Origin of the sequence: Pseudoalteromonas sp. 120-MNA-CIBAN-0494, from assembly GCF_040308885.1 — a bacterium.
GTDB lineage: Bacteria > Pseudomonadota > Gammaproteobacteria > Enterobacterales > Alteromonadaceae > Pseudoalteromonas > Pseudoalteromonas nigrifaciens.
Genome location: NZ_JBEOOE010000013.1, coordinates 30,572 through 55,716 on the forward strand (window position 1 = coordinate 30,572; position 25,145 = coordinate 55,716).

A 25,145-nucleotide genomic window follows, 5' to 3' on the forward strand; every position below is an offset into this window, starting at 1 on the left:
AATGAGCAATAAAAATTCACAAAACAAACACGAAATAGTCGAAAAAAACATTGGCCTTATGGCTATCTTGACCGTTTTCGCAATTAGCTTTGGTGCATTAGTTGAAATTACTCCGCTAATGTTTCAAGACGATACAACTAAACCAGTTGACGGACTACGTCCGTTAACGGCACTTGAAATGGAAGGCCGAGATCTATATGTACGTGAGGGTTGTTCTAACTGTCACTCACAAATGATCCGCCCTTTTCGTGACGAAGTTGAGCGTTATGGCCACTATTCGGTTGCTGGTGAATCTGTTTGGGATCACCCTTTCCTTTGGGGTTCTAAACGTACTGGTCCTGACTTAGCTCGTGTAGGCAAACGTTATTCGGATGACTGGCATTATGCTCACTTAGTTGACCCACGTGCTGTGGTTCCTGAGTCGAACATGCCAGGCTTTCCTTGGTTAGCAGAGAATACGCTTGATACAAGCTTGACTTTGAATAAACTTAAAATTTTCCGTGACACATTTGGAATCGATAGCCGTACCGACCGTTACGATGGTTTAGGTTACGGTAGTGATGAAGAATTAATCGCTGATGTTGCCAAAGTTGATGCAATGAATGACGGTAAAGGTGCAACAGAAATGCAAGCCCTTATCGCTTATTTGCAACAGCTTGGCACCCACTTGAAGTAACTAATTATGGATTATGGGACATACAGAGGCATTTTAACTCTGGTAATTTTAGTACTATTTATTGTGATTGTTGCTTGGGCATACAGCAAACGTAGTAAAACACGTTTTAAAGACGCTGCTAATGTTATTTTCGAAGATGAAAAAAAACACAACAATACGCTCTCTAACGAGGAAAAGGGGTCTGAGAAATGACTAGCTTTTGGAGTATTTGGGTTATTGTATTAACCCTATCATGTTTGTTCATTTTGTTTGGTTTACTCGTGTGGAATTTAAAAAACTACGCTGGTGTACCTGAAGGTGAAAGCTGCGGACATGTATATGATGGAATTGAAGAGCTAAATAATCCACTACCTAAGTGGTGGACTTACATGTTCTTTGCAACATTTATTTGGTCTGTTTATTACTTAGCAGCTTACCCAGGTTTAGGTAACTGGGAAGGGTTAGGTAAGTGGACTAGTTCTAACCAAGGTATTACTTCTTTGGCTGAGTCTAAAGAAGCAGTAGAACTTGCTAAAGAAGAAGGTCGCTTTGTAAAACTGGACGCTGAGTACCGCGTTGCAGATGCACGTTTTGGTCCTATTTTTAATGAACTGGCACAAATACCTGTAGTAAAATTGGTTGAATCTAAATTTGAAGGTGACGCAGCACAGCAAGTTGCACTTGAAAATGGTGAAAAACATGCCGAGACACAGGGTCAGCTAGCAATTGAAATTGGCCAACGTCTTTTTGCACAAAACTGTTCTCAGTGTCATGGTTCTGACGCACGTGGTGGTACTGGCTTTCCTAACCTAACTGATAATGATTGGTTATATGGCGGCACACCCGATAAAATTAAAGAAACATTACTTTACGGGCGTATAGCAGCAATGCCACCTTGGGGTGCTGCATTAGGTGAGCAAGGCGTTAAAGAAATGACCGCTCATGTACTTAGCCTTTCAGGTCGTACTGTAAACCAAAAAGACGCTGCTGCCGGCGAAGCTAAGTGGGCTATGTGTGCTGCATGTCATGGTGCTGACGGTAAAGGCTCTGTTGCACACAACTTACCCTTTGGTGCACCTAACCTAACCGACAACGTTTGGTTATATGGTGGTTCTCAACGTGCTGTTGAAGAAACACTTAACCATGGTCGTGCCGGTGTAATGCCAGCGTGGAAAGATATTTTAGGTGAAGATAAAATACACCTACTAACGGCTTACGTTTACAGCTTATCTCAAGCTAAATAGTTACACCGTTAACGAATATTTAATCTTTTAAATTCAATAGATTAATCCAGATCAAAAAAGCCTCCACTCGGAGGCTTTTTTTTAGTCTTTTACAAATATTTATTATAGTATAGCCGCATCTTCATTTTATTTTAGAGTAACTATGCAACCTACTCCGTGGTATAAAAATTTTTGGCCTTGGTTTTTAATCTTTTTTCCCTCTGCTGCAATTATTGGCTGCATTAGCTTATTCTTTACCGCCATAGGCAATGGCCCTGATATGGTGGTAGATGACTACTATAAAAAAGGCAAAGCAATTAACTTAGAGCTTACTAAGTTTGATAAGGCAAAAGCTTTATACTTACATGGCGAGCTGAATGTTACCAGTGAGCGCGTTGGTTTTAAATTTACCAAAGGCGATACAAGCAACATACATGCATTAAAACTGTCGTTTTATCATCGTACAATTAAAGCGCATGACTTTGAAGCCACGCTAACGCCTAATGCTAATCAAGAATTTACCGCATTACTTGACGGGTTTACCGACGGTGCTTATTCGGTATTTATTGAGCCTATTGATGGTAGCTGGAAGTTAAAAGAAAACATTACCTTACCAACCACCCTTGCTGTTTTAGTTACACCTAATTATAAGTAGTATTTAGTATGTCTATAAATTGCTTTCATTGCCTTGAAAGTGTACCTAACGGGTTTAGCGCACACGTAGTAATTGATAATAAATCTCAGCCAATGTGTTGCATTGGCTGCCAAGCCGTTGCGCAAAACATTATTGATCAAGGTATGACCGACTATTATAAATATCGTACCGTTCAAGCTGGTAAAGTAGAGCAGTTAGTACCAGAGCAACTCGCCTTTATTAAAAGCTACGACAATGAAGATATTCAAGACGAATTTATAACGACCAATGACAACTTCTCAGAAGTATTGCTCAGCGTAGAAGGTATAACCTGCGCAGCTTGTGCATGGCTTATAGAAAAGCAATTACTTAGTTTAAAAACAGTAAAGCGTGTTGATGTTAATACCTCAACTAACCGCGCTATGGTGCAATGGGATAAAACCGCCACCCCATTGAGCGAAATTATTACTAGCCTTGCTAAAATTGGCTATAAAGCCTATCCGTTTCAGTCCGACTTAGAAGCACAGCAAAAACAGCAAACCGCAAAAGCCTATATTCGCCGCTTAGGTGTAGCCGGTTTAATGACCATGCAAGTGATGATGTTTGCCTTTGCTATGTACTTTGGCATGTTCTCCGGTATGGACAGTAATTTTGAGGAATACTTTAGGTGGATCAGCCTCGTTTTAGCTTCTCCGGTTATTTTATATAGCGCACTGCCCTTTTTAAGTAATGCCATTAATGGTTTAAAAGCAAAACAGCTTAATATGGACTTACCCGTCTCGCTGGCTATTTTTGGTGCTTACGGCGCAAGTTCTTACGCCACAATTATGAATGTTGGCGAGGTGTACTTTGAATCGGTATGTATGTTCACCTTTTTATTATTATTAGGTAAATATCTAGAATTTAGAGCACGATTAAAAGCCAGTGAATTTACAGCTAACTTACAAAAGTTATTGCCACTAACCGCCCGTACTCTCGATGCAAATGGGCAAGAACATATTATTGCCGCTAAAAAGCTTAAATTAAATGATATTATTCTAATTAAAGCCGGCGAAACCATTCCTGCCGATGGAATTTTAATTAAAGGTAAAACCAGCGTTGATGAATCAATGATGACCGGAGAGCACCTGCCGGTTAATAAGTTTATTAATCACAGTGTTTACGCCGGCACAGTCAATCATGACGGTATTATTGAAATAAAAATCAATAAAATAGGTCAAAGCACGCTGCTAAATCAAATAATTCGCCTACAACACAATGCACTTAGCAAACGCCCTAAACTAGTAGAAATTACAGATAAAGTTGCCCAATGGTTTGTAGCCGTGTTACTTATATTTGCATCGATAACGGCATTTGGCTGGTATCAAATTGCCCCTGAGCAAGCATTTTGGATCACTATTTCTGTACTCGTGGCTACTTGTCCTTGCGCGCTAAGCTTAGCTATTCCAACCGCATTAACCTGTTCGGTAGCCAACCTTACTCGTAAAGGTATTTTAATAAAACAAGCGCATGTGCTCGAAACTTTATCTAAAATCACTTTATTCGCATTTGATAAAACCGGCACGCTAACCCAAGGACGCTTTAGCTTAGATGCGGTCGATATACTCAGTGAAGAGTACACTAAAAACCAAGTGCTTGAGATTGCAGCCCAACTAGAGAGCTATTCAGAGCACCCAATTGCCCGTGCGTTTAGCCAATATAAAGTACCAGGGCATAAACTTAACGACATTCAATTACATCCGGGCAAAGGGATCAGTGCACAGCATAACGACACCCATTATGCTATTGGTAAAAGTGGCTGGTTTAATAGTAAAAAAACTAACGCGCAAGCAACTTTGTATATTAATCAGCAACCTATTGCCCGTTTTTACTTTGTCGATAAAATAAAAGATGATGCGAGTACGTTAATTAACGCTCTACACACACATAAGTTAACGTGTCATATGCTTACTGGCGATGCGTCTGATGCGGGGCAACGTATAGCTAAAAAACTTAAATTACACAGCGTGCAATCGGGCTGTAGCCCTAAAGACAAACAAACAGCGGTTGAGCAATGGTCAACACAAGGTGAAGTGGTTGCCATGGTAGGTGATGGGGTAAACGACAGCCCAGTATTTGCCAGCGCGCACTTATCAATCGCCATGGAAACTGGGGCCGATATTTCAAAAAATAGCGCCGATGTGGTTTTGCTCAATAGCGATTTAGCCTCAATCGAGCACCTATTAATAGTTGCCAAAAAAACTAGGCGTATTATTAAACAAAACTTAACTTTGTCTTTATTGTATAATGGCTCAATATTACCGTTAGCTGCAATGGGGCTGGTAGCGCCTTGGATGGCTGTTATTGGTATGTCGACCAGCTCAATTATTGTGATATGCAACTCATTAAGGCTGTTAAAGTTATGAGCATAATTTACATTTTAGTTCCTATCGCTATTTTATTTGTACTAATAGCTATAGGAGTATTTTTTTGGGCAGTAAAAGGCGAGCAATTTTCTGATTTAAATAAACAAGGCCATAGTATCTTGTTTGAAGATGACAAAGAGCAGCATAACAAAAGTAATGATTGACCCTATTTTTGTCAGTGCTTTTTTTATGGGCCTAATTGGCAGCGGCCATTGCATTGCAATGTGTGGTGGCATAGCCAGCTCATTGCAATTAGCCAGTAATAAACGCCAAACCCTCATTTACTCTTTTGCTTATAATATAGGCCGAGCGCTAAGTTACATGCTTGCAGGCGCATTAGTGGCAGGCATTAGCAGTAAATTTGCCACGCAAAACTCTGTTTTTGCATTATCACTGTCTTTTATAGCAGGCATTTTTATGTTGTTGGTAGGGGTATATATAATGCGCTTAGCAGCTACCTTACAATGGCTCGAAAAAGTAGGTAAAACCTTAGTTTGGCAACACCTAGTTAAATTTAATAAATATTTAATGCCGATTAACTCGCCATTTAAAGCACTTGGATACGGCGCTTTATGGGGCTGGTTACCCTGTGGTTTAGTTTATTCAGCACTTACTTGGGCCATGACCAGCGCAAATGCGCTTGATGGTGCATTAGTAATGCTGTGTTTTGCACTAGGTACATTTCCCGCGATGATCACAATAGGCGTTAGTGCAAAAAAACTGAGCACCCTATTTAATCACCCTTGGACGCGAATAATATTAGGCAGCGTAATAATTTGGTATGGTATTTATTTACTGATCATTGCAACAGATAAGCTTGTGCATTAACATTGATCATATTGTGGCTTGAATTTTAACGGATTGAATTTATGGATTTTTCTCAAGGTCGTGCTAAAAGTAATTGTGCTATTAGCTGTAATAACTGCAGTATCAGCCAGTTATGTTTACCCTTCTCTCTTAATGGTCAAGAAATGGATAAGCTTGACGAAATAATCGAGCGCAAAAAACCATTACACAAAGGCGACTTTTTGTTTGAGTCGGGCGCGCCATTAAACGCTATTTATGCTGTGCGTTCGGGTTCGTTTAAATCTTATACTTTATCTGAGCAAGGCGATGAGCAAATTACAGGTTTTCATTTAGCCGGTGACTTAGTTGGTTTTGATGCAATAAGTAAAATGATGCACCAAAGTTTTTCACAAGCGTTAGAAACATCTATGGTATGCGAAATTCCGTTTGATACCCTTGACGAGTTAGCAGGCAGACTCCCGAAGTTACGCCAACAAATAATGCGCTTAATGAGTAGCGAAATTACCTATGATCAAGAAATGCTGTTACTGCTTAACAAAAAATCTGCCGAGCAACGCTTAGCCAGCTTTATTTTTAACTTATCTGAACGCTTTGGTGAACGTGGTTTTTCTCGTAAAGAATTTCGATTTACCATGACCCGCGGCGAAATAGGCAATTACTTGGGTTTAACCGTTGAAACAATTAGCCGTTTATTGAGTCGCTTTCAAAAAGCCGATTTAATAAAAGTTGAAGGCAAATTTATTACTATTTTAGATAACGATGCACTAGCCAAAGCTGCTGCAATAGTAAAACCCCGCTAATTAAAGCATCTAACCTGCCTGTTCTAACAAATACTTTCATCGTAGTTAGAGTGTAATAATTGCTATTCCACTCTAACTAAACTAATAATTTAGCAGTGAGTTTAATTAAAGTTTGATTTATAGCGCACTTTAATTAATTCAGTGACATTATTTATTCTGTATATCTTACTAAAGTTATATTGCAATTTTTATCATAATTGAATACTTCTATTTTATTCACAATATAAAAGGGAAATATTATGCATAATATTTTATATTTTTTGTTTGTTTTTTCTTTAAGCATATTCAGTGCCCAAACATTAAGCTCAATGATCCCAGATGATGGAGTGGATGACTCTCAATCATTAAAAGAATTAATTCTAAATACTGCAGAGAATAGCGAATTAATAATTGAGCAGCCGGGCATTTATGATATTTGTTCAGCTATTATTTTAAAAAATATTAGTAATGTTGTTATCTCTGCAAAAAAAGGTGTAATACTGAGAAAGTGTGATGGGTTTGAAGGTGAATATATTTTAGCTTTTTATAACTCACGTTTTATAACTCTTGAAGGCTTCACCTTTGAGGGGTTAACTAAAGATCCTGTTAATTACGCTTGGGGCGAGCAAGGTATACTTTTTGCCGGCTCTTCTGATATTTCAGTGCGCTATAATCAGTTCTTTAACTTCGGGGATGCAGCAATTAGAGCAACCTCTTCTCACTTATCTTCTTATGACGCGCCGATTAACTCTTTCAGAGTAAAGATTAGTAATAATTACTTTGAAAATATTACGCAAGTTACCACCACACACCCTTGGAATAATAATTTTGGTGGCACTCATGATATTACAGTTGAGAATAATATTTTTGAAGGCTTGAAGGGCTCTTTAAAGTTCGCTTCCGTAAAACCAGTGTCTAAGGCTTTAATAATATATAATACATTTAAAAACACTAAAGGTACTGCAATCGAGCTGACTTATTATTCAAATGTTAAAATAATTGCAAATTCGTTTGTAGACACAAATAAATTTATACTTAATGCTTACCCAAATAAACCAAGAAGTGTAAATACTCCTTTTAACTGGGGTAATATTTACTTTGTAAACAATACTATTATACGCGCCAAGGGCGGAATTAGAATACAGTCTGATGTAACAGGTGAGCTTATTGATGATGAATATGTAAGAGGTATTTATATCAATAATAACCACTTTCTCGATATTGATATGACTGTTTATCCAGAAAAAAAATACTGGGATCTCATTAATTTATTCTCTCGTGGTGGAAAAAGCTATATATTTTCTACAATTAAAGATAATACTTATAACTTACTTCCAGAGGTGAATTTTGTAAAAAAAACCAATGGGTTTATTGAGAAAAATAATACATTACTAAAGCCTACAAGTAATTAGAATCGCATAAACTTTGCTTTTAATTAGTTTTGAGTATTTGCTAGAAAGGATTTAATAGACTCTAAAAATATTTTTTGATTTAGAACAATAATATTTGTGCTATCCCTTTCACTGTGCTCTATTTACGTTACACTCAAAGTACACCCGTAAAGTGAATGGAGTTGCACATGAACACGATTAAACGCATTCTTGCGGTTATTGACCCCACCAAAGACGACCAGCACGGTTTAGCTCGTTCAATTGACTTAGCTAAAAAATCTGGTGCGAGAATTACCGCCTTTATGACGGTTTACGACTTTTCTTATGAAATGACTACTATGCTCTCTGGCGAAGAGCGCGAAGCTATGCGTAAAGCCGTGTTAAACGACCGCGAGCTTTGGTTAAAAGATTTAGTATCGCCTTATCAAAATATTAATATTGATACGCAAGTTGTTTGGCACAATCGCCCTTACGAAGCCATTATTAATACCGTTATTGAGCAAAGCTTTGACCTTGTTATTAAAGGCACTCATCAGCACAGTACACTTAAAGCCGTTATTTTCACCCCAACCGACTGGCATTTAGTACGAAAATGTCCATCTCCGGTTTTATTTGTAAAACAAATGGCATGGCCTGCAAATGGCAACATTTTAGCGGCTGTTAATGCAGTGAGCGAAAACGAGCAACACTTAGCCCTTAATAAACGTATTATTAAAGACGCACAATTTTTAGCAGAACTGGCCAACGCCCAACTAAACTTGGTGAACGCCTACCCTGCGACACCAATTAATATTGCCATAGAAATACCTGAATTTAACCCTGGCATTTATAACGAGTCGGTTAAAAAACATCATCATCAATCTACTAATGCACTGGCTGATGAGTTTAATTTACCCCCTGAGCAGTGCTTTATTGAAGAGGGTTTGCCTGAAGACGTTATTCCCGATGTAGCAAAACGTTTAAACAGCGAGTTGGTGGTTATTGGCACTGTAGGGCGTACTGGTTTAAGCGCGGCCTTAGTAGGCAATACTGCAGAGCATGTAATTGATAGCCTAGATTGCGATGTATTGGCACTCAAACCCGATGGTTATATAAGCCCACTCGCAAAAGATTAAATTTTGTTACCGGGCATTTTAAGTATATAATGCGCCCCTTTATTTTTAGCAAATAACTTTGCCGTATTGTTTAATAAGGGGGCGTAATTGTCTCATTCAGATCAAGCTAAAGCTCAATTTAACTTAACCAAGCTTCAAAAGCGTTTACGCCGCCAAACAGGTCAAGCCGTCATGGACTTTAACATGATTGAAGAAGGCGACCGCATTATGGTGTGCTTGTCTGGTGGCAAAGATAGCTACACTATGCTCGACATGCTGCAACACTTAAAACGTGTAGCACCGATTAAGTTTGAGCTATTTGTTGTTAACTTAGATCAAAAGCAACCTGGCTTTCCTGAGCACGTTTTACCCCAGTATCTAGATAAACTAAATGTTGAATACAAAATTATAGAAGAAGACACCTACAGCATAGTGACCGATATTATTCCTGAAGGTAAAACGACTTGTTCACTTTGTTCGCGCCTGCGCCGGGGTATTTTATACCGTACTGCTAAAGAGTTAGGTGCAACTAAAATTGCGCTTGGCCATCATCGCGATGACATGATCGAAACTCTATTTTTAAATATGTTTTACGGCGGCAAACTTAAAAGTATGCCTGCTAAGCTAATGAGCGATAACGGTGAGCATATGGTTATTCGCCCACTAGCATACTGCAAAGAAAGCGATATTAGCCAATATGCGTTTGCACAGGGCTACCCTATTATTCCGTGTAACTTATGTGGCTCGCAAGAAAACCTACAGCGCAAACACACAAAAGCTATGCTAGCTAAGTGGGACGCAGAGCACCCAGGTCGTATAGAAAGTATTTTTACCGCTATACAGAACGTTGTACCGTCGCATTTAGCAGATAACCAGTTATTTGATTTTACTAATTTGCAAACTGGCGAAGTAATTGATGGTGGCGATATTGCCCTAGACAAACCAGATATTCCAAAAGTGCCAATTAATAGCTTACAAGATGAAGATGCCAGCACAGAAGTGGTTACTATTAATCTGAGCTAACTTAAAGGTTATATATAAAAAGGGTTTGCCATGGCAAACCCTTTTTATTGCACCCACCTAAAAGCTTAATCATTCAAGCTTTAAACGCTCATATAAACCAGATGCCCTAGACACACTTTTATTCATTGCCAGTAACAATACTTTTTTATCTGCCACCAGCTCAAAGGTATTTTTAGCACGCGTTATGCCGGTATACACTAACTGCCTATTTATCCCCATGCGGGCTTGTTTTAGCGGCGGCAATGCCATGGCGGTGTAGCTAAACTCTGATCCTTGTGATTTATGTATAGTCATTACATATACTTTGTCGTGCGCAGGTAAGCGTGCTGCCGAAAACGCCCGTTGATTCCCCTGCTCGTCTATAAATAGTGCTTTAAGCTGGCCGCTTTCATCGGGCATTAAAATACCAATGTCGCCATTAAACAACTTAAGCTGATAATCGTTTTGGCTTACCATTATTGGCATACCGGTATAATGGCGCTGATTCGGGCTTAGGGTAATAAGTCCTTGTTGTTGTAAAACGCGCTCAATACGCTGATTTAAACTATTAACTCCGTAATCACCTTCACGCACCGCGGCCAGTAACTGATAACTTGCAAAGGCTTTATGCACCTCTGCAACGCTTGCACCTTGAGCAATTAAACTAAGGTAATGTGTGTATTTACTTGCAGCGCTTTTAACCAATTTTTCGATAGGTTTAGCTATAAAGTCGTAATCTAAAATCACATCCTTAAAACGCCCCTCAACACTTTCTTGCTCAACGTAATTTAAAACACCTGTGTTATTGGTATTTACCGCTAACGCAAGTTGACCAATACCACTTTGTGCATCAAAGCGGTAGCTGTGTTGTAAAAATGCAATGCAATCGGCAAGTTTAAACGCGCTATTACTTTGCGCTATTAATTTAGCTTCGCCGTTAAAGCATAAGTTATTTAGCTCATCACATCGTGCAGGTGAATAACCAGGTGTTTGCCCCAGTACTAACCCTTGGCATAAGTCGCTCATTACGCTGCCGGTGTCTACCGAGGCCAGTTGATCTTTATCACCTAAGAGTATTAACCGTGCATGTGCAGGTAATGCCTCAATTAGTTTTGCCATCAGCGATAAGTCTACCATTGAGGCTTCATCTATAATCAACACATCTAAATGCAGTGGATTCGCTTTATTGTGCCTAAATTTATTGGTAAAGGGTTTTACCCCTAATAATCGGTGAATAGTTTGTGCACTTTCGGGGATTAACGTTTTAATATCAGCGGGTATATTAGTGAGCTTATCTTTAGCGCCTAAAATTGATTCGCTTAAGCGCGCTGCGGCTTTACCTGTGGGTGCCACCAGCTTAATACTCAGCGGTGCGGTTTTGTAAAGCGACTGTAAAATGGCGAGTAATTTAGTCACAGTGGTCGTTTTACCAGTACCTGGGCCGCCAGTAATAACGCTAAAACCTTTGGTGGCTGCAATAGCACAGGCTACTTTTTGCCAATCGGTGGTAATGTTTACATCGGGTGTAAAATACTCATTAAGTAGCGCAGCTAATAACTCATTATTTATATTAAGTTTACGCTCGCTCATTGTTAGTAAACGGCTCGCTAATGTTTGCTCGTATCCGGCAAGGCGCGCAAAATAAAGGCGTTGATTAAACAGTTGCAGTGGTTTGTTGTCTCCAACGCTTGTATGGTTTTGTAAATAGCTAAGCACCTGCTCATAATTAAACTCTTCACTAAACGGGCTTAGCTTATCTGGCACGCTCCCTTGTGCTTTACTAACGTCGCTGCGGCGTAAATTAAAAGGGTTACTCCAATCAACCTCGCTTAAGGTTAAACAACTATGCTGGCTTTGCTGCGATAAACACAGTAATAGCACCAGATAAAACATCTCATTGTGCGCCTTTTCACTATCGCTGTTACTTTTACTGAGCATTTCAGCTAACTTTACATCCACAATGCGAATGCGGTTTTCGCTAAGTAAATAGGTAAGTAAAGGCACTGCTGTGCTTAAAGTAGGGTTTTGCTCATTTAGCTCAAGCTCCTGATCTAACTCTTGATCAAACTCTTGATCAAAAAGGCCCGGTTGATTATTTAGTTCACTCATAACATGGCTCCTTGGCTAAACAAACCATCTAAAATAGTCACTTGCTCAGTGGTGAGCTTTTTAAAGTACACACCTTGCCCAGCTGGCATGCCGCGTAAAAAGGTGTAATACACGCCGCCTAAATGAGTTTCAACTGAGTAATCAGCTATACGCTGTTTTAGCAAACGATGCAGCGCTACGGTGTAAATTAAATACTGTAAATGGTACTGGTGGCTACTCATGGCTTGCTCAAGCATATCGTGCTCGTAATCAGCAGCGTTACTACCTAAGTAATTAGATTTATAATCTAAAATATAATATTTACCTTGGTGGCAAAATATTAAATCGATAAAACCTTTTAACAGCCCTTTTACGTGGCTAAATTCGAGCTTACTGTGCTCAAAACCAAAATGTTTTATAAGAATTTCATTAAGCTGCGGCGCACTTAAACTTTTAAGCGGTAAGTTAAACTCCATTTCTACTAGGCAATCGCTTGGCGCTAGTTGGCTTAAGCTCAGGCCATTACTATTAACTAAAGAGCTGTTACCTGAGATATTATTACCTGAGGTACTATTACCTGAGGCATCAGCATTAACATTGCTATCGCCATTAAGCGGGCAAGCAAGAACGTCTAATATCCACTGCTGAGTGACATCTTGCCAGTGTTCACTAATATGGTACTTCTCTAGGCTGCGTTTAATAACGTCTGCTAAATTGTGCTCTTTATTAACTGGGTGCTCTATTGGGCTAGTAAAATCTATTTGCTCAAAAATTTCGTGTAAACAACTCCCCGGTTTTGCCCCTTTAGGAAAGCTATACGCAGAAGGTGCTTCGTCTTCTTGTACGGCAAATTCATCTTTTTCATGATCCTCATCACTGCGCCCAGGCGCTAGGTGGTCGATATGCTTTTTAAAGCTCAGCGCACTAAAGCTAGTTGCTCGCCAATTACGCTCAATATTGGCTGTTACATTATTTATACTCAATGTTTGCTGAGCATCAACGTTATTATTAAAGCTTAAAGTACCTTGAGCTAATAAATCCTCTGAGGTGAATTGCTGATAATCCATACCTGTATGCTCGCTGCAAAAATCGGCTAAATGGTTACGCCAAATTTGACTGCTCGTAATTTCAAGCCCTGCAAATAACACATGCCCCAGGGCGCTGCTTTGTATTGCCAAACGGCTACTTTGCCCCTGGCCAATGTTATACATGCCAATAGCACAAAAGTGTACCGCGCGAGTGAGTGCTACATACAGTAAGCGTAAATCTTCGGCAAGGCGCTCTTGCTCTGCTTTTTGCAGTGCGTCATCCCCTTTACTTAAATCGTAAATTAGTGTGCCATTATTATGATACAGCGCTTCTTTTGTTTCACGATAGCCACTAGCAAAGGGCATAAATACCAGCGGATACTCAAGCCCTTTTGAGGCGTGCATAGTCACTATTTTAACTAAATTAGCGTCACTCTCTAGGCGTACTTGCACTGTTTCGCCATCTTGCTGGCTTACCTTTTGTGCAAACCAGCGCAGTAAACGCAGTGTGCCCTCAAGCTCAATTTGTTTTTGCTGTAGTATTTCGCCAAGGTGCCTAAAGTCGGTAAGCCAGCGCTCAACGTTGTAGCCTAAGCCTTGCCATTTAGCACTAAGTTGATTGTGGCTCATTAAGCGCTCAAGCATTGCCATAGCGCCTTGCTTGTTCCAAATATGGTTAAGTTGCGCAAAAAAGTTTAAGTGCTCTTGCCATTGTGCCTCGTCATCTGCCAGTGCATATATTTCGTTATAGCTTAAACAAAATAACGGCCCTGCTAACACCCCACGTAATAGCGACTCATCATACTGGCCATGCAACGCAGTTAAAAAATTAAGTAAGTGATGGCTAAGCTCTTGGCTAAACACACTCTCGCGCGATAAATACACGCTGGCAATTTTAGCGTTGCTTAAGGCCTTTTTCATTATTTGCGCCTCAACACGGTCACGCACTAATATACAAATATCTGCAGCGCTTACTGGCTGTTCACCAATACAGGCTCGCCCTTGCTCGGCCTGCGTTAGTAAAGTGACTATTTTATTGGCAAAAAAGGTGGCTAAGTGCTGCTGCCCAATGGCTTTGCCTGTCGGCTTATTTTTTTCATCTGCGGCGGTGTCGCTAAATACACAAAATTCAAACGCAGTGGCTGCTTGTCCGTCAATCAAAAACGACTCGTCAGCTTTTTTACCTTTAGCTGCTACTGCATTAAACGGTATGGCATCGTTATAAATAAAACTGTTAGCGTGCTTACCAAATAAGCTGTTTACGCTGCTTACTACATCGCTGCTAGATCGAAAGTTAGTGCCTAGCGTAAATTGCTGCTGTTTTTGCACCGCTTCCTTGGCACCAATATAGGTAAAAATGTCTGCGCCCCTAAAACCATAAATAGCTTGTTTAGGATCGCCAATCATCGCCAGTGTAGTGTGCTCTTGCTGGTAAATTTTACTAAAAATACCATACTGAATCGGATCGGTATCTTGAAACTCATCTATCATAGCCACCGGAAACAACTGAGCAATTTTTTGCTCCAGTACATTGCCTTGCTCGTTATTTAATGCGCTGTGTAAATTGCTAAGTAAATCATCTGGGGTGATCACGCTTTGCTCTTGCTTGCGCTTTATTACGGCTGCTTTTACCCACTTTGCCGCATGCTGCACAACAGCAATTGCTAACCCTTGGTTTATGGTGTTATTAAGTGCAGCAAGCTCGTCAAATTGACTCAGTAATGAATGTGTAAACAGTGGCTGATTTTTTTTATAATTGCTTATATCGCTTAAGTTTTCGCTACTCCATATCTCAAACGAGTATTTACTAGTACCAAATTCAAAAAACAAATCGCCGCCTAAACAAAAAGCTTCAAGTGCTGCAAGGCTGCCTTTGCGCCCTGGCGTTTTAGAACCACTTAAGCCAGAGCCTTTAATAGCAGCTATAAACTCTTGCTCTAACACCGCTTTTTTAAATGCAGGTATTCGGCTTATATACTCGTCACGCGCTTGCCATACGTCATCTAAGTTTACTTGCGGGGTAATTTGCGCATTCGCTTTATTTAAAATACTCGTCACTTTGCCAAACAAAGCTTCTGGCGCGGAAAATACACCTAAAATAGCATCGGTTTTTTCTTTATTGAGTGGATATACAAAGGCGCGCCAAAAATCTTTAATGGTTTCGAGCAATATGTCGCGCTCATCCAAAATAAACTCTAAGTTAAACGCCACACCCGACTCAAACGCGTGTTGTTTTAGCATGCGCTGACAAAAGCCATGAATGGTAAAAATAGCCGCTTCGTCCATCGATTTAGCCGCTGCATCGAGTAAATCAAAGGCGCGGTGTTTATCATCAACGGCAGCTATAACTCCTGCTATAAGCTCATCTTTTGGATCTTGCCCAAGAAGTGCATCGCGCGCGGTGATAATGCGATTACGCACGCGGTCTTTAATTTCTTGCGTGGCAGCATCGGTAAAAGTTACCACCAGTATTTGCTCAACGCTTAGCGGCTTATTTAATAGCGAGTTTGCATCATCGGCTATTTGCATTCCCAATAAGTAACGTAAATATAGGCCAGTAATTGTATACGTTTTACCCGTACCGGCACTGGCTTCAATTAAGCTTTGCCCTGTTAGTGGCATAGTAAGTGGATTAAGCGCTTGCATGGTCACTCTCCTTAGCGTGTGCAAATAACGGGGCGAGTAATTTATCGCTCCACTGTATAAACTCGTCTTGGCAATCGTTGAGCGATTGTACCGTTAAGCGAATATAGGGGTTTTCACCCTCGCCTCGCCCTATGTATTGCGGGCTAAATTTACTCATGGCTTTTGCTATATCGCCGCCGCTTTTTACGTACTCGTAACCACTTACCGGAAAAAACGCCACGGGTTCGTTGCGCAGTGCTTTGTATAACTCAAACCAATCAAGTAACAATGCATCGGCATCGGTTTTACTTATTGGCGCAAAGGTAACTTGTTTATCAAGCCCAAGTATTAGCGTTTCTACTTGTTGCTCCATACTTTGCGCTACTAGGTGATAAATAAAGCCTTTAATTAAATCTTTCGCTTTTATACTAGCGCTGCGATAAAACACTTGTTTTTGCAAATAAATATGGTTTAACCAGCCTTCTATTTTAGTGTCTTCTAGTTCGAGGGCTACCTCTATAGGGTCGCTTTTGCCCCCTTTAATTTGCTCTTTCACTTGCCCTGCCAATGCGTCTACTCGGTGCTGCATGCTCTCAAATATTAAGCTACCTACGTTGGCTTGTGGTAGTTCGCCGCGTTGCAATATTTGTTCTGTACTAAGTGGCAGCTCGTTAATGTTGGCTTCGAGTATTTCATCAAGGTAAAAATAGCGGCGCAATGCGTCTAGGCTAAAGGGCTCTTCGTCTTTTACTACTTCGTTAAATTGCGGTAATCGCAATCCTAAACTTTGTTGATAAAAGCTTTCTTGGGCGTTGCAAACACTGCGAATAAACACATCGAGCTCTAACTGCTCAGGCGGTGTTGCATTAAGCGCGCTCACGACTTGTGGGGTTATTGACTCACTTGGCAGCCAAATTGGATTATAGCTGTGGTTGCTCAGCACAGTGTTTGCTTGCTCATTGGCTAAATAATAATGGCTATTAAAGGGCTGTAAATGCTGTTGGCTAATTAAACACTCTGGCAGTGATTTTTCGCTGTCGTCGCTTAATGCAAAGCTACGCCCAATATATTCTAGCAGCTCGCTCACAAGGGTTGATGGCATGCGCGGCTGGTTGTCAAAACACGAGCGACCAATGTAACTCATGTATAAGTTATCGCGGGCACTGAGTAGCGCCTCTAAAAATAAGTAACGATCATCTAATTTACGTGATCGGTCACCTTTTTGTTTTTTAGAATAAGGCACTAAGTCAAAACCAATCGGCTGTACATTACGCGGGTAGTCGGCATCATTCAAACCCAGCATACACACCACTTTAAATGGCACGGCGCGCATTGGCATTAGGGTACAAAAGTTAACTTGCCCCACTAAAAACCGCTGCCCTACGCCTTTTTCTTGAATGCCTTGTTTAATTAAGTAACTAACAATACGCTGCGATACCGCTTTGCTGTAGTCGCCATTATTATGATGCTTTTGTAACTCTTCGAGCACGTTTTGCAGCACCAATAAATCCCAGCTGTCGTCGCTTTCGCTCTCGTAAATTGCACTAAGCAACTCGCTTAAAACATGCGCTTTGTTGGTAAGCGTATCGTCGGGCGTTAATTGCTCTTTAAAGCTTTGTAGCACATCAATAAAATGCACTAGCTTATTAAGCGTATCAAGCGCCATGCCTTCTACTTCATCGGCGCTATAAATGCCGTTAAACGGGCATTGCTCGTCGCGCATCGCAATACCTAGTAATAAACGGTTAAGCCCGTGTTGCCAGGTATTTAAATCGATAGCGGGTAAATCAAAGCTGCTTTTATGATCGGCATTTATGCCCCATTTAACGCCAACACGTTCCAGCCAATATTGAATTTGCTCGTACTCGTGTGCCTCCAGGCCAAATTTTTCGGCTATTTGTGTCACTTGTAATAAATCGAGAATATCCGACACACCAAAGCGCGAAAACGGTAAATTAGCTAAACTCGCAAATGAGCTAAGTACGGGTTTTTCTTGCTCTATGGCTAAATCGGCAAGTGCGTAAGGAATAAAGCGGCTGCCTTGTGCGCCACCAAAAACGGCTTCAATGTACGGGCTGTAAGTGCCTACATCGGGCATCATTACTATTATGTCTTTGGGGGTAAGCGCAGGGTTTTGATTAAATAAATTAAGTAAGTAGTCGTGCAGGCGCTCAACTTCTCGAAGCGGTGTATGGCAATCGCTTAGCGTAATACTGGTGTCGGTTGCACTTATAGGCAATTTACCTTCGTCGTTTATAAACCACTCTTTATTATCGGTCAGTGACTCACCTTTAAACGCTAGCTGATAAATTTCACTTTGTATTTGCCCAAGTAAGGTGTCGTCAAACACATCAATAAAACCATCAATCCAACGGGCGTCTAGCTGTACTAGCTGCTCAAAGTAATCGCGACCTAATTTACCCCACGAGGATAACAGTGGGTTGCCTATAAAGTAGTATTCTTCATCGGGATTAGTTTGCTTTTTTTGCTGCGCTTCCACCAGCGGCATTTTGGCGTATTTTGCACTTATTTTAGCGGCGGTTTTTTCATCAATAATATCGCCCCAATAATGCTCACTGGGATTAAAAAAGAATAAAAATACCTCGGTTTTTTCACTCAGCGCTGTAAATACTTCAAGCTGCGAGCTGGCAATGGCCGATATACCAAATAAACTAATGCGTTGTGGTAATAAGCTGTTGTCCATTGTCTCAAGCGCTGCCAGCAGTTGTCCTTGCATATTCGCGCGATGAAACTGACTTTGCCCAAGCTCTAGGCTTAACTGTACAATGCGTCGCCATAAATCAGGTTGCCACGGGGCTATGGTTACATCAACATCATCAAGTTCATCTGTACCGCTATCCCATGTGGCAATCCAATGCGGGCGGTACATTAAATATTGGTCGTACACGTCGGCTATTTTTTCACACAAGGCAAAGGTTTTTTGGCCGTCAATATCGCCCTCTAAATAGGTTTTTAGCGGTAAATACAGTGGCTCATTAACACAGCTTGGTAAAATAGCAAACAGTTTCCATGCAAGGTTGGGTTTATTAAACGCCGACTCTTTAGGTACATTTGGTAAAAGTTGCTGATACAACTGCCAAATAAAGCTCGAAGGCAGCGGAAAATCCACCTGCGCCGCTACACCTAAGTTTTCGCTCAAACCAATTTTTAGCCACTGCGACATACCCGGTGACTGCACCAGTACCACTTCTTTGTCGAATGGGCTTGCTAATGGGTTGGTTTTTAATAACTGATGAAACTGCGCTTGCAGTGCTTCCATACGGTTTGATTGAATAATATTGAGCATACTTACCTGTCCTTGCTTGAGATAAAACGAGTGTAAGATATTTTCAATTACAGGGGTAGCGATTAGCGCAAATTGGCTTTAATAAATCAGCGGGTTAGTTAAATTTTATACGCACAGTAGTGATGCTATTTACTGTGCGTTTTATAAGGGCGATAATTAATAAGGGCTAATGCTTGAGAGTTTAAACTGACTTTGCATTATTGCTTTACCATCAATATCTTTGAGCTGTAATGAAATTGACGGGTCGGCTTGTTGCCAGTCTATGCTTAAATCGCCGTAATTAACCTGGTGGGTAAAGTCCCCTATTCGGTGTGTGTTAGGGCTTACATTTTTCCATTTTTCGGTTAGGCCAGAACTGGTCATTTCTATTAGTGGGTAGTCAAGGTTGTGCTTATACTGTGAAATTTCGCCCCAGTGGGTATCGCCGCTAATAATAACTACGCCGTTTACTTTATGCTTTTTGATCAGTGTAAATAAACGCTTTCGATCGTCGGGGAAATTAGCCCACGACTCCCACCCTGTAAAATCGGGAAGTAGCTGTAAGCTTGAGGCAATTAGCTTTATAGCCGCGGGCTTTTTAAGCTCTTGTTCAAGCCATTGCCACTGCGCCTCACCAAGCATTGACGCGCCTTTAACATGACTTGGGCTATACGGGCCTTGATTATTTAGTTTGCGCTTAGTGTCGTACTCCAACTTACTTACTGCGTTTAACGCATCTCGGTTCCAGCGCAAATCTGGCATAATCACCTGCACAGTTTGCTCACCTTCACCATACGTATACGAGGTATAAATACCATCGGGACGAGTGCGTCGTGGTGAGTTTGCAGGTTCTTGCCAAAAATCGAGCATAATTTGCCGCGACTCTTCTTTATGCGGATACTCTTTACCTACATCGTTTTGGCCATAATCGTGGTCATCCCACATAGCTATAATAGGCGTTTGCGCTTTTAGTGTTTTAAAACCGGGCTTTGCCCCTAAGCGCTGGTATTTATTAGCAAGTACGCTCATATTATTGGTGTCGCCATAAATATTGTCACCTAAAAATATAAATAAATCGCTCTGCTCTTTGTTTATAGCATCGAATATAGGAATGCTTTTATCTTGATGCCCGCACGAGCCAAATAATATTTTAGAGGGAGCACTCAAAGCACTAAAGCTTACAAGTAAGTTGGTTAATACTACCGCGGTTATTATTTTCATTTTACAATCTCATTAATCGCCGGTGCCATATTCGAATTTATCTGCTTTGGATTTTGCCCAAGCGCCTTTAACACTGTTGCGGCAATTTGCGTTTGTTTTAGCTCAGTAGTTGTTTTAACTAAGCCTTGGCCTTTTATTGCAGGGCCAATCGCGGCAAGCCAAATATGTTCGGAGCCTATAATGCCCTCGGGAAACTTATTTTCGCCTAAATGCAGTGCTGCTAAGGCGCGTTTTGAACTGTGATGCTGCCAGTCGCTTGCGTTACTACCACGGCCATGATCTGTGGTAATAATGAGGGTAGTGTTATTTTTATAACCCGGTGTTGTTTGAATGGTATTCCATAAATCAGCTATAAAAGCATCACTTTGTTTTGCCGATTTTAAATACGCGTGGTAATCACCATCGTGAGCAAAGTCGTCGGTCTCTCCTAAACTAATTACTAATAATTTTGGTTTTTTAGCTAACATATACGCCTTAGCAAACCGATAAGTAAAACTGTCTAATCGTACATTGCTCCAAGGGCTCGGAATTTCATTTTGCATGGCATTTAAAAGTGGCGCATTTTCAAATAAATCCTCCTCAATTGGCATAAATCCGGCATTAACATATACCTTACTGCGCTCAGTATTAAGTATTGAAGGAAATACATCCCAGCTACCAAATAAGGCGGTGTTATTTTTAAACGCGGGTTGGTGCTCCAAACGCTCTAATATAGTGTGATTTGGGTTAGGGATTTTATCGTTACTATTAATACCTTCATCTACCTCACCGCTAAGTATTTCGTTATAACCGGGATACGAAAAATACCACGGGTTACTTACCGACATATTAGAGCCTTGCTCTCTATTACCAATTATTACCCCTTGCTTAGCTACAATTTGGGTAATAAACGGCATCAGCAGTTGCTGGCGTTTTGCAGAGCTGTTATGCCAAAACTCTGTATTTAGCTGCTCTGGCTTTTTAACAAAATCGGAATTATTAATAAGGTTTTTATCAGCGCCACTAAACACCTCTTGCCAGCGCACACCGTCAAGCGTTACCAACACTACATTTTGATCAGCTGTTTGTACTGCCGCTGCAAAGTCGCTTCCTAGGGCAATTAAACTAAATGCACTTACTTTTAAAATCGTTTTCATATTGTTACCGGCCTATTTTTATAACAAAAAGCCCATTAATAATGGGCTTAAAATAATTTATATTACGACTTAAAAATCTGCAGTAAACGTAACCGCAGCAGTACGAGGCGCACCAATAAAGTAAGTAGTCCCATTACCTGTGCCACCTGCTAAGTAGCTTTTATCGGTTATGTTATAAACAACAAACGAGAGATCAATGGCTTTAAATGGCCCTGCGTCTACATCGGTTGAGTAACCGGCATTAAAGTCGAGTACCGTGTAGCCGTCTACTTTATTGCGTGCTCGCGTGCCTTCGTCTTGCCATGCACCTAAACGCTCACCTGTGTATTTAGCCGACAAACCAACACGAAAGCCGTCACTAAAGTAATCGGTAGATACAACCAATAAATCTTCCGATGTATCTATTAAGCTATCGCCTTTTTTAAAGCTTGGCGCTGCAGTATTGCCCTCTTTATCTTGTAGTAATACGCCTTGTGAGTCATATGCATTTGGATCATCAGACGAATATTCAGAGCTGCTATTGGTATACGACGAATAAACACTCCAGCTTGGTGTGAGCATATAGCTTGCAGAGAGCTCTAACCCCTTAGAATCGATGCCCCCTACATTTATGTATGAACCATTAGTGCCAATAGTATAGTCAATCCCGCCTGAATCACTGCCTGGTGCAATAAAAGTAATGCGGTTATCAAACTTAACGCTGTAGGCCGTTGCGCTTAGCGTTAATCTATCGGCTTGGTAGCGTACACCAAAATCAATGTTTTTTGCTGTTTCTGGTTCTATTTCTGTCAGTGTTGAACTGTCGCGCTCCAGTACCCCGTCTTTAATTGCAGCAAAGTTTTCGCTGTAACTTGCAAATAGTTCGGTATCGTTATTTAACTGGTACAGCGCACCACCACTAAATAAAACATCAGAGTCGCTGTCTACTTTATCTGAGCTTTCGTTAGCAAAGTGGTCGTACTTTTGTAACTCAACTAAATACTGTTTAGCGCCAATATTTAAGGTTAAATCACCTAAGTTAATAGAGTCTTGGATGTACCATTTGAACGTATCTGTATCAAAGGTATTTTTGTACTGAGTCCAGTAAGGGGTGTTTTCAAAATGATGAAAAATACGTGCATCAATTACTTTGTGCCAATCACGCGACTCTTCTCGCTCGCTTTGCTCATACCAAAAACCAGCCTCAATATCGTGATCACCAAACGTCGCTTGATAGTTAGCGGTTACGCCTAAACGATCTTTTTTGTAATGGGTATGGCGATAAGACATAACGGGCGTTGCTGTATCGTCGTAACATGCCGGATTTAAATCAGGCCCCGACTCCCACGGCCAACTTAAACTTGCTGTACAGCCTGAGTTAGGTGCAAGTGGGTTACCCTTGCTATCAGCAAAACCATAAGAGCCAGCATTAGTACCGCCTTGTGTTGTTGGCTCGCCGTTTTCATCAACTGGGGTTGTTAAATATGGTGGGATCCAGTCACCACGCCCCGAGTTTTTATGATAATAAGGGCTGATCGTTAATAGTGATGTGGGCGAAATTGCATATTCAAACTTTAAATAACCTAAGGTATTTTCACGTAGCGTCCCCCAACCTTCAGCAAACATTTGATCAAAATGCGGAACCCCTGTCCAGTTCCACGTTAATTGATCCCAATTAGGTGTTTGCTCAAATTGTTCAATACTCACGCTGTTGTAGTTAGTTTCGCTTACATCGTCGTAAGATAAACGTCCGGTTAGGGTTAAATCGTTAAAATTAGATACAAACTTAAGCTCAGCATGTTGGTTGTCTTTACCGCCATTACTTCCCGAGCCAATCCAACGGCTGGTGTCGGTTTGCGAGTAGCTTACGTATGCTTGGGTATTATCAAAAACAGTGCCTGTTTCGTGCTTAATATAATAACGCGAGGCGTCGTGGCTGCCCGATGTATAGGCAAACGTAGTGCCTTTTTCGAGACTGGGATCTTTACTTACAAAATTAAATGTACCGCCTAGCGCTTCCAGCGATGCCGATTTAATATCAGACGTACCTTGGCCTACTTCAACTGTAGCCAGGTTTTCGCTGTCTAGGTAACGGTTAGCTTTAGCGCCGCCACCGTAATTAGAGCCACCATTGGGTATGCCATCTACTGTCATCCCTAATTGCTGTTGGTTACCGTCTATACTAAAACCACGCATTGTAATTGTGGTGGACCAGTCGTCACCACCAAATGCATCACCTTCGTTTATGCTAATACCCGGTAAATTATCAATCACCGACAATATACTTGCTACCGAACTTTGTTGCTCAAGCATTGCAGGCTCAATAACGTTGTTAGCGTAGCTGGTAGGCTTAGCGACTACGGTTATTTCTTCTATAGTTTTGTCGTTTGCATAAACAGATGTTGATACAGCCATGGCTATAGCCATACTCAAAAGCGATTTGTTTTTTAAAGCGTACATTGTTGTCCCGTTTAGTTTTAATTATTAAAAATTAATTATTATGAAAACGGGAGCAGTATGAGTTTTAAATATGACAACGGGGATGAACTTTATTTACATAAAAATTAAACAAATATGGGAAATTTATGGCAGGAATATGTACAAAAAAAGACAACCCAAAAGTAAGCTTATGGGTTGTCTTAAAAATCGTTTTAAATAATTATAAAACTAATAGTTACACCAGCTCGCTAAGCATATCGGCATTGTATTCTACCAGCGGTTGATTATTACTAATTTTGCTTATGTAGTCTGGGTTTGCAATAAGTGGGCGACCAATGGCAATTAAGTCAAACTTAGCGTCGTTAATCGCCTCTTTTGCTGTCTCAAAACTATAGCTACCCACACCTACTAACGTACCTTTGTAGCCTGCGCGTAAAAACTCAGAGGTGTTTTTGCCTTCAAGCGAGTCAAAACGCATGCTGTCGTCAAAAATTCCACCATGTAAGTAAGCAAGATCTTTTGTGTCTAATTCAGCTAACAAATAATCAAATACGGCTTTGTCGCGGCTATCCTCGGTCATATTAAAATAAGCACCCGGCGTTACACGAATAGCGGTACGTTCGTTTCCAACGACAGCAATAACTGCGTCGGTTACTTCAAGCGCAAAACGCGCCATATTCTCAGGCGTTTGGCCGTATTCATCATTGCGCTCATTTGCTGCATAATGTAAAAACTGATCAATTAAATAACCGTTAGCACCGTGAATTTCTATGCCATCGAAGCCTGCTTCTATTGCGTTTTCGGCTGCTTTTGCGTAATCGGCTACTAAGCTTTTAATATCATCTGTGGTTGCCGCTTTTGGCGTAATGTAAGTAAGCTCACGCATGCGCGGAACTGTCCCTTCTACACCAATTGCTGATGGCGCAAGTACATCGCCATCAAAAAAGTGTGGGTGAGCAACACGGCCAACATGCCAAAGCTGGGCAAATATTTTGCCGCCATTGGTATGTACTGCGTCGGTTACTTTTTTCCAGCCCTGAATTTGCTCACTAGTAAATAAACCCGGCGTATTAGGATAGCCTTGCGCGTCTGGGCGAATAATTGTCGCTTCGCTAATAATTAACCCTGTATCTGCACGGCGCGCGTAGTAGTCAACCATAGCTTGGGTTGGCACTAGGTTATCATCAGCCATACTGCGCGTTAACGGCGCCATTAATACGCGGTTTTTAAGCTCAATTGTGCTGTTTAATTTATACGGGGCAAGTAAATCAATCGACATTGTGGATCCTTTGTGTGGGAATGGCTAAGCACTAAATGCTCAACCTAAATAGCAAGTATGGTGTGTAAATGCGG

General features: G+C 40.9%; 18 protein-coding genes. 11 read left to right on the forward strand and 7 right to left on the reverse strand.

All coding sequences use genetic code 11. The features are described 5' to 3' along the window. Position 1: 1 nt before the first annotated feature. From ccoO to ttcA, 11 genes are all read left to right on the forward strand, one after another. Complete coding sequence (gene ccoO / locus AAEY55_RS10030) at positions 2-676, forward strand: cytochrome-c oxidase, cbb3-type subunit II (protein WP_011328518.1); 675 nt, start codon at positions 2-4, stop codon at positions 674-676. Between the two features lie 6 nt (positions 677-682). Continuing rightward, a complete protein-coding gene (locus AAEY55_RS10035) occupies positions 683-868 on the forward strand; it encodes a cbb3-type cytochrome c oxidase subunit 3 (protein ID WP_011328519.1) in 186 nt (61 codons plus the stop codon). Then, complete coding sequence (locus AAEY55_RS10040) at positions 865-1,899, forward strand: c-type cytochrome (RefSeq protein WP_011328520.1); 1,035 nt, start codon at positions 865-867, stop codon at positions 1,897-1,899. The genes AAEY55_RS10035 and AAEY55_RS10040 overlap by 4 nt, the downstream gene beginning before the upstream one ends. Positions 1,900-2,041: 142 nt before the next feature. Then, positions 2,042-2,533: a FixH family protein gene (locus AAEY55_RS10045; RefSeq protein ID WP_011328521.1), complete on the forward strand. Its 492-nt coding sequence runs from the start codon at positions 2,042-2,044 to the stop codon at positions 2,531-2,533. Positions 2,534-2,541: 8 nt separating this feature from the next. Further along, positions 2,542-4,917, forward strand: a complete 2,376-nt coding sequence (locus tag AAEY55_RS10050; RefSeq protein WP_193038388.1) for a heavy metal translocating P-type ATPase — start codon at positions 2,542-2,544, stop codon at positions 4,915-4,917. Continuing rightward, on the forward strand, positions 4,914-5,081 hold the full coding sequence (gene ccoS / locus AAEY55_RS10055; protein ID WP_008109812.1) for a cbb3-type cytochrome oxidase assembly protein CcoS: 168 nt from the start codon (positions 4,914-4,916) through the stop codon (positions 5,079-5,081). The genes AAEY55_RS10050 and ccoS overlap by 4 nt, the downstream gene beginning before the upstream one ends. After that, a complete protein-coding gene (locus AAEY55_RS10060) occupies positions 5,074-5,745 on the forward strand; it encodes a sulfite exporter TauE/SafE family protein (RefSeq protein ID WP_041454477.1) in 672 nt (223 codons plus the stop codon). The genes ccoS and AAEY55_RS10060 overlap by 8 nt, the downstream gene beginning before the upstream one ends. Before the next feature lie 41 nt (positions 5,746-5,786). Continuing rightward, positions 5,787-6,524, forward strand: a complete 738-nt coding sequence (locus AAEY55_RS10065; RefSeq protein ID WP_058373651.1) for an FNR family transcription factor — start codon at positions 5,787-5,789, stop codon at positions 6,522-6,524. 239 nt (positions 6,525-6,763) lie between these two features. After that, a complete protein-coding gene (locus AAEY55_RS10070; protein WP_350551078.1) occupies positions 6,764-7,915 on the forward strand; it encodes a right-handed parallel beta-helix repeat-containing protein in 1,152 nt (383 codons plus the stop codon). A gap of 167 nt (positions 7,916-8,082) precedes the next feature. After that, positions 8,083-9,009 carry a universal stress protein UspE gene (uspE, locus tag AAEY55_RS10075; RefSeq protein WP_350551081.1) on the forward strand — a complete coding sequence of 309 codons (927 nt, stop codon included), beginning with the start codon at positions 8,083-8,085 and terminating at the stop codon, positions 9,007-9,009. An 87-nt stretch (positions 9,010-9,096) separates the two neighbouring features. Beyond that, complete coding sequence (ttcA, locus tag AAEY55_RS10080) at positions 9,097-10,011, forward strand: tRNA 2-thiocytidine(32) synthetase TtcA (RefSeq protein WP_350551084.1); 915 nt, start codon at positions 9,097-9,099, stop codon at positions 10,009-10,011. A 69-nt stretch (positions 10,012-10,080) separates the two neighbouring features. Here the strand turns inward: ttcA and recD are convergent, their stop codons facing one another. The 7 genes from recD to AAEY55_RS10115 all read right to left on the reverse strand — a co-directional run bounded on the left by recD (position 10,081) and on the right by AAEY55_RS10115 (position 25,071). Beyond that, positions 10,081-12,099 carry an exodeoxyribonuclease V subunit alpha gene (gene recD / locus AAEY55_RS10085; RefSeq protein ID WP_350551087.1) on the reverse strand — a complete coding sequence of 673 codons (2,019 nt, stop codon included), beginning with the start codon at positions 12,097-12,099 and terminating at the stop codon, positions 10,081-10,083. After that, entirely contained in the window at positions 12,096-15,752 is a 3,657-nt protein-coding gene (gene recB, locus AAEY55_RS10090) for an exodeoxyribonuclease V subunit beta (protein ID WP_309216246.1), read from the reverse strand. Before recB ends, recD begins: the two co-directional genes overlap by 4 nt. Next, positions 15,739-19,038, reverse strand: a complete 3,300-nt coding sequence (gene recC / locus AAEY55_RS10095; protein WP_350551090.1) for an exodeoxyribonuclease V subunit gamma — start codon at positions 19,036-19,038, stop codon at positions 15,739-15,741. The genes recB and recC overlap by 14 nt, the downstream gene beginning before the upstream one ends. Before the next feature lie 156 nt (positions 19,039-19,194). Next, positions 19,195-20,238 (reverse strand): alkaline phosphatase D family protein, encoded by a 1,044-nt coding sequence (locus AAEY55_RS10100; protein WP_350551093.1) that lies wholly within the window; start codon positions 20,236-20,238, stop codon positions 19,195-19,197. Continuing rightward, positions 20,235-21,374, reverse strand: a complete 1,140-nt coding sequence (locus tag AAEY55_RS10105) for an alkaline phosphatase family protein (RefSeq protein WP_350551096.1) — start codon at positions 21,372-21,374, stop codon at positions 20,235-20,237. Before AAEY55_RS10105 ends, AAEY55_RS10100 begins: the two co-directional genes overlap by 4 nt. A 69-nt stretch (positions 21,375-21,443) precedes the next feature. Then, on the reverse strand, positions 21,444-23,813 hold the full coding sequence (locus tag AAEY55_RS10110; RefSeq protein WP_350551099.1) for a TonB-dependent receptor domain-containing protein: 2,370 nt from the start codon (positions 23,811-23,813) through the stop codon (positions 21,444-21,446). A 214-nt stretch (positions 23,814-24,027) separates the two neighbouring features. After that, positions 24,028-25,071 carry an alkene reductase gene (locus tag AAEY55_RS10115; protein ID WP_011328537.1) on the reverse strand — a complete coding sequence of 348 codons (1,044 nt, stop codon included), beginning with the start codon at positions 25,069-25,071 and terminating at the stop codon, positions 24,028-24,030. Positions 25,072-25,145: the final 74 nt, after the last annotated feature.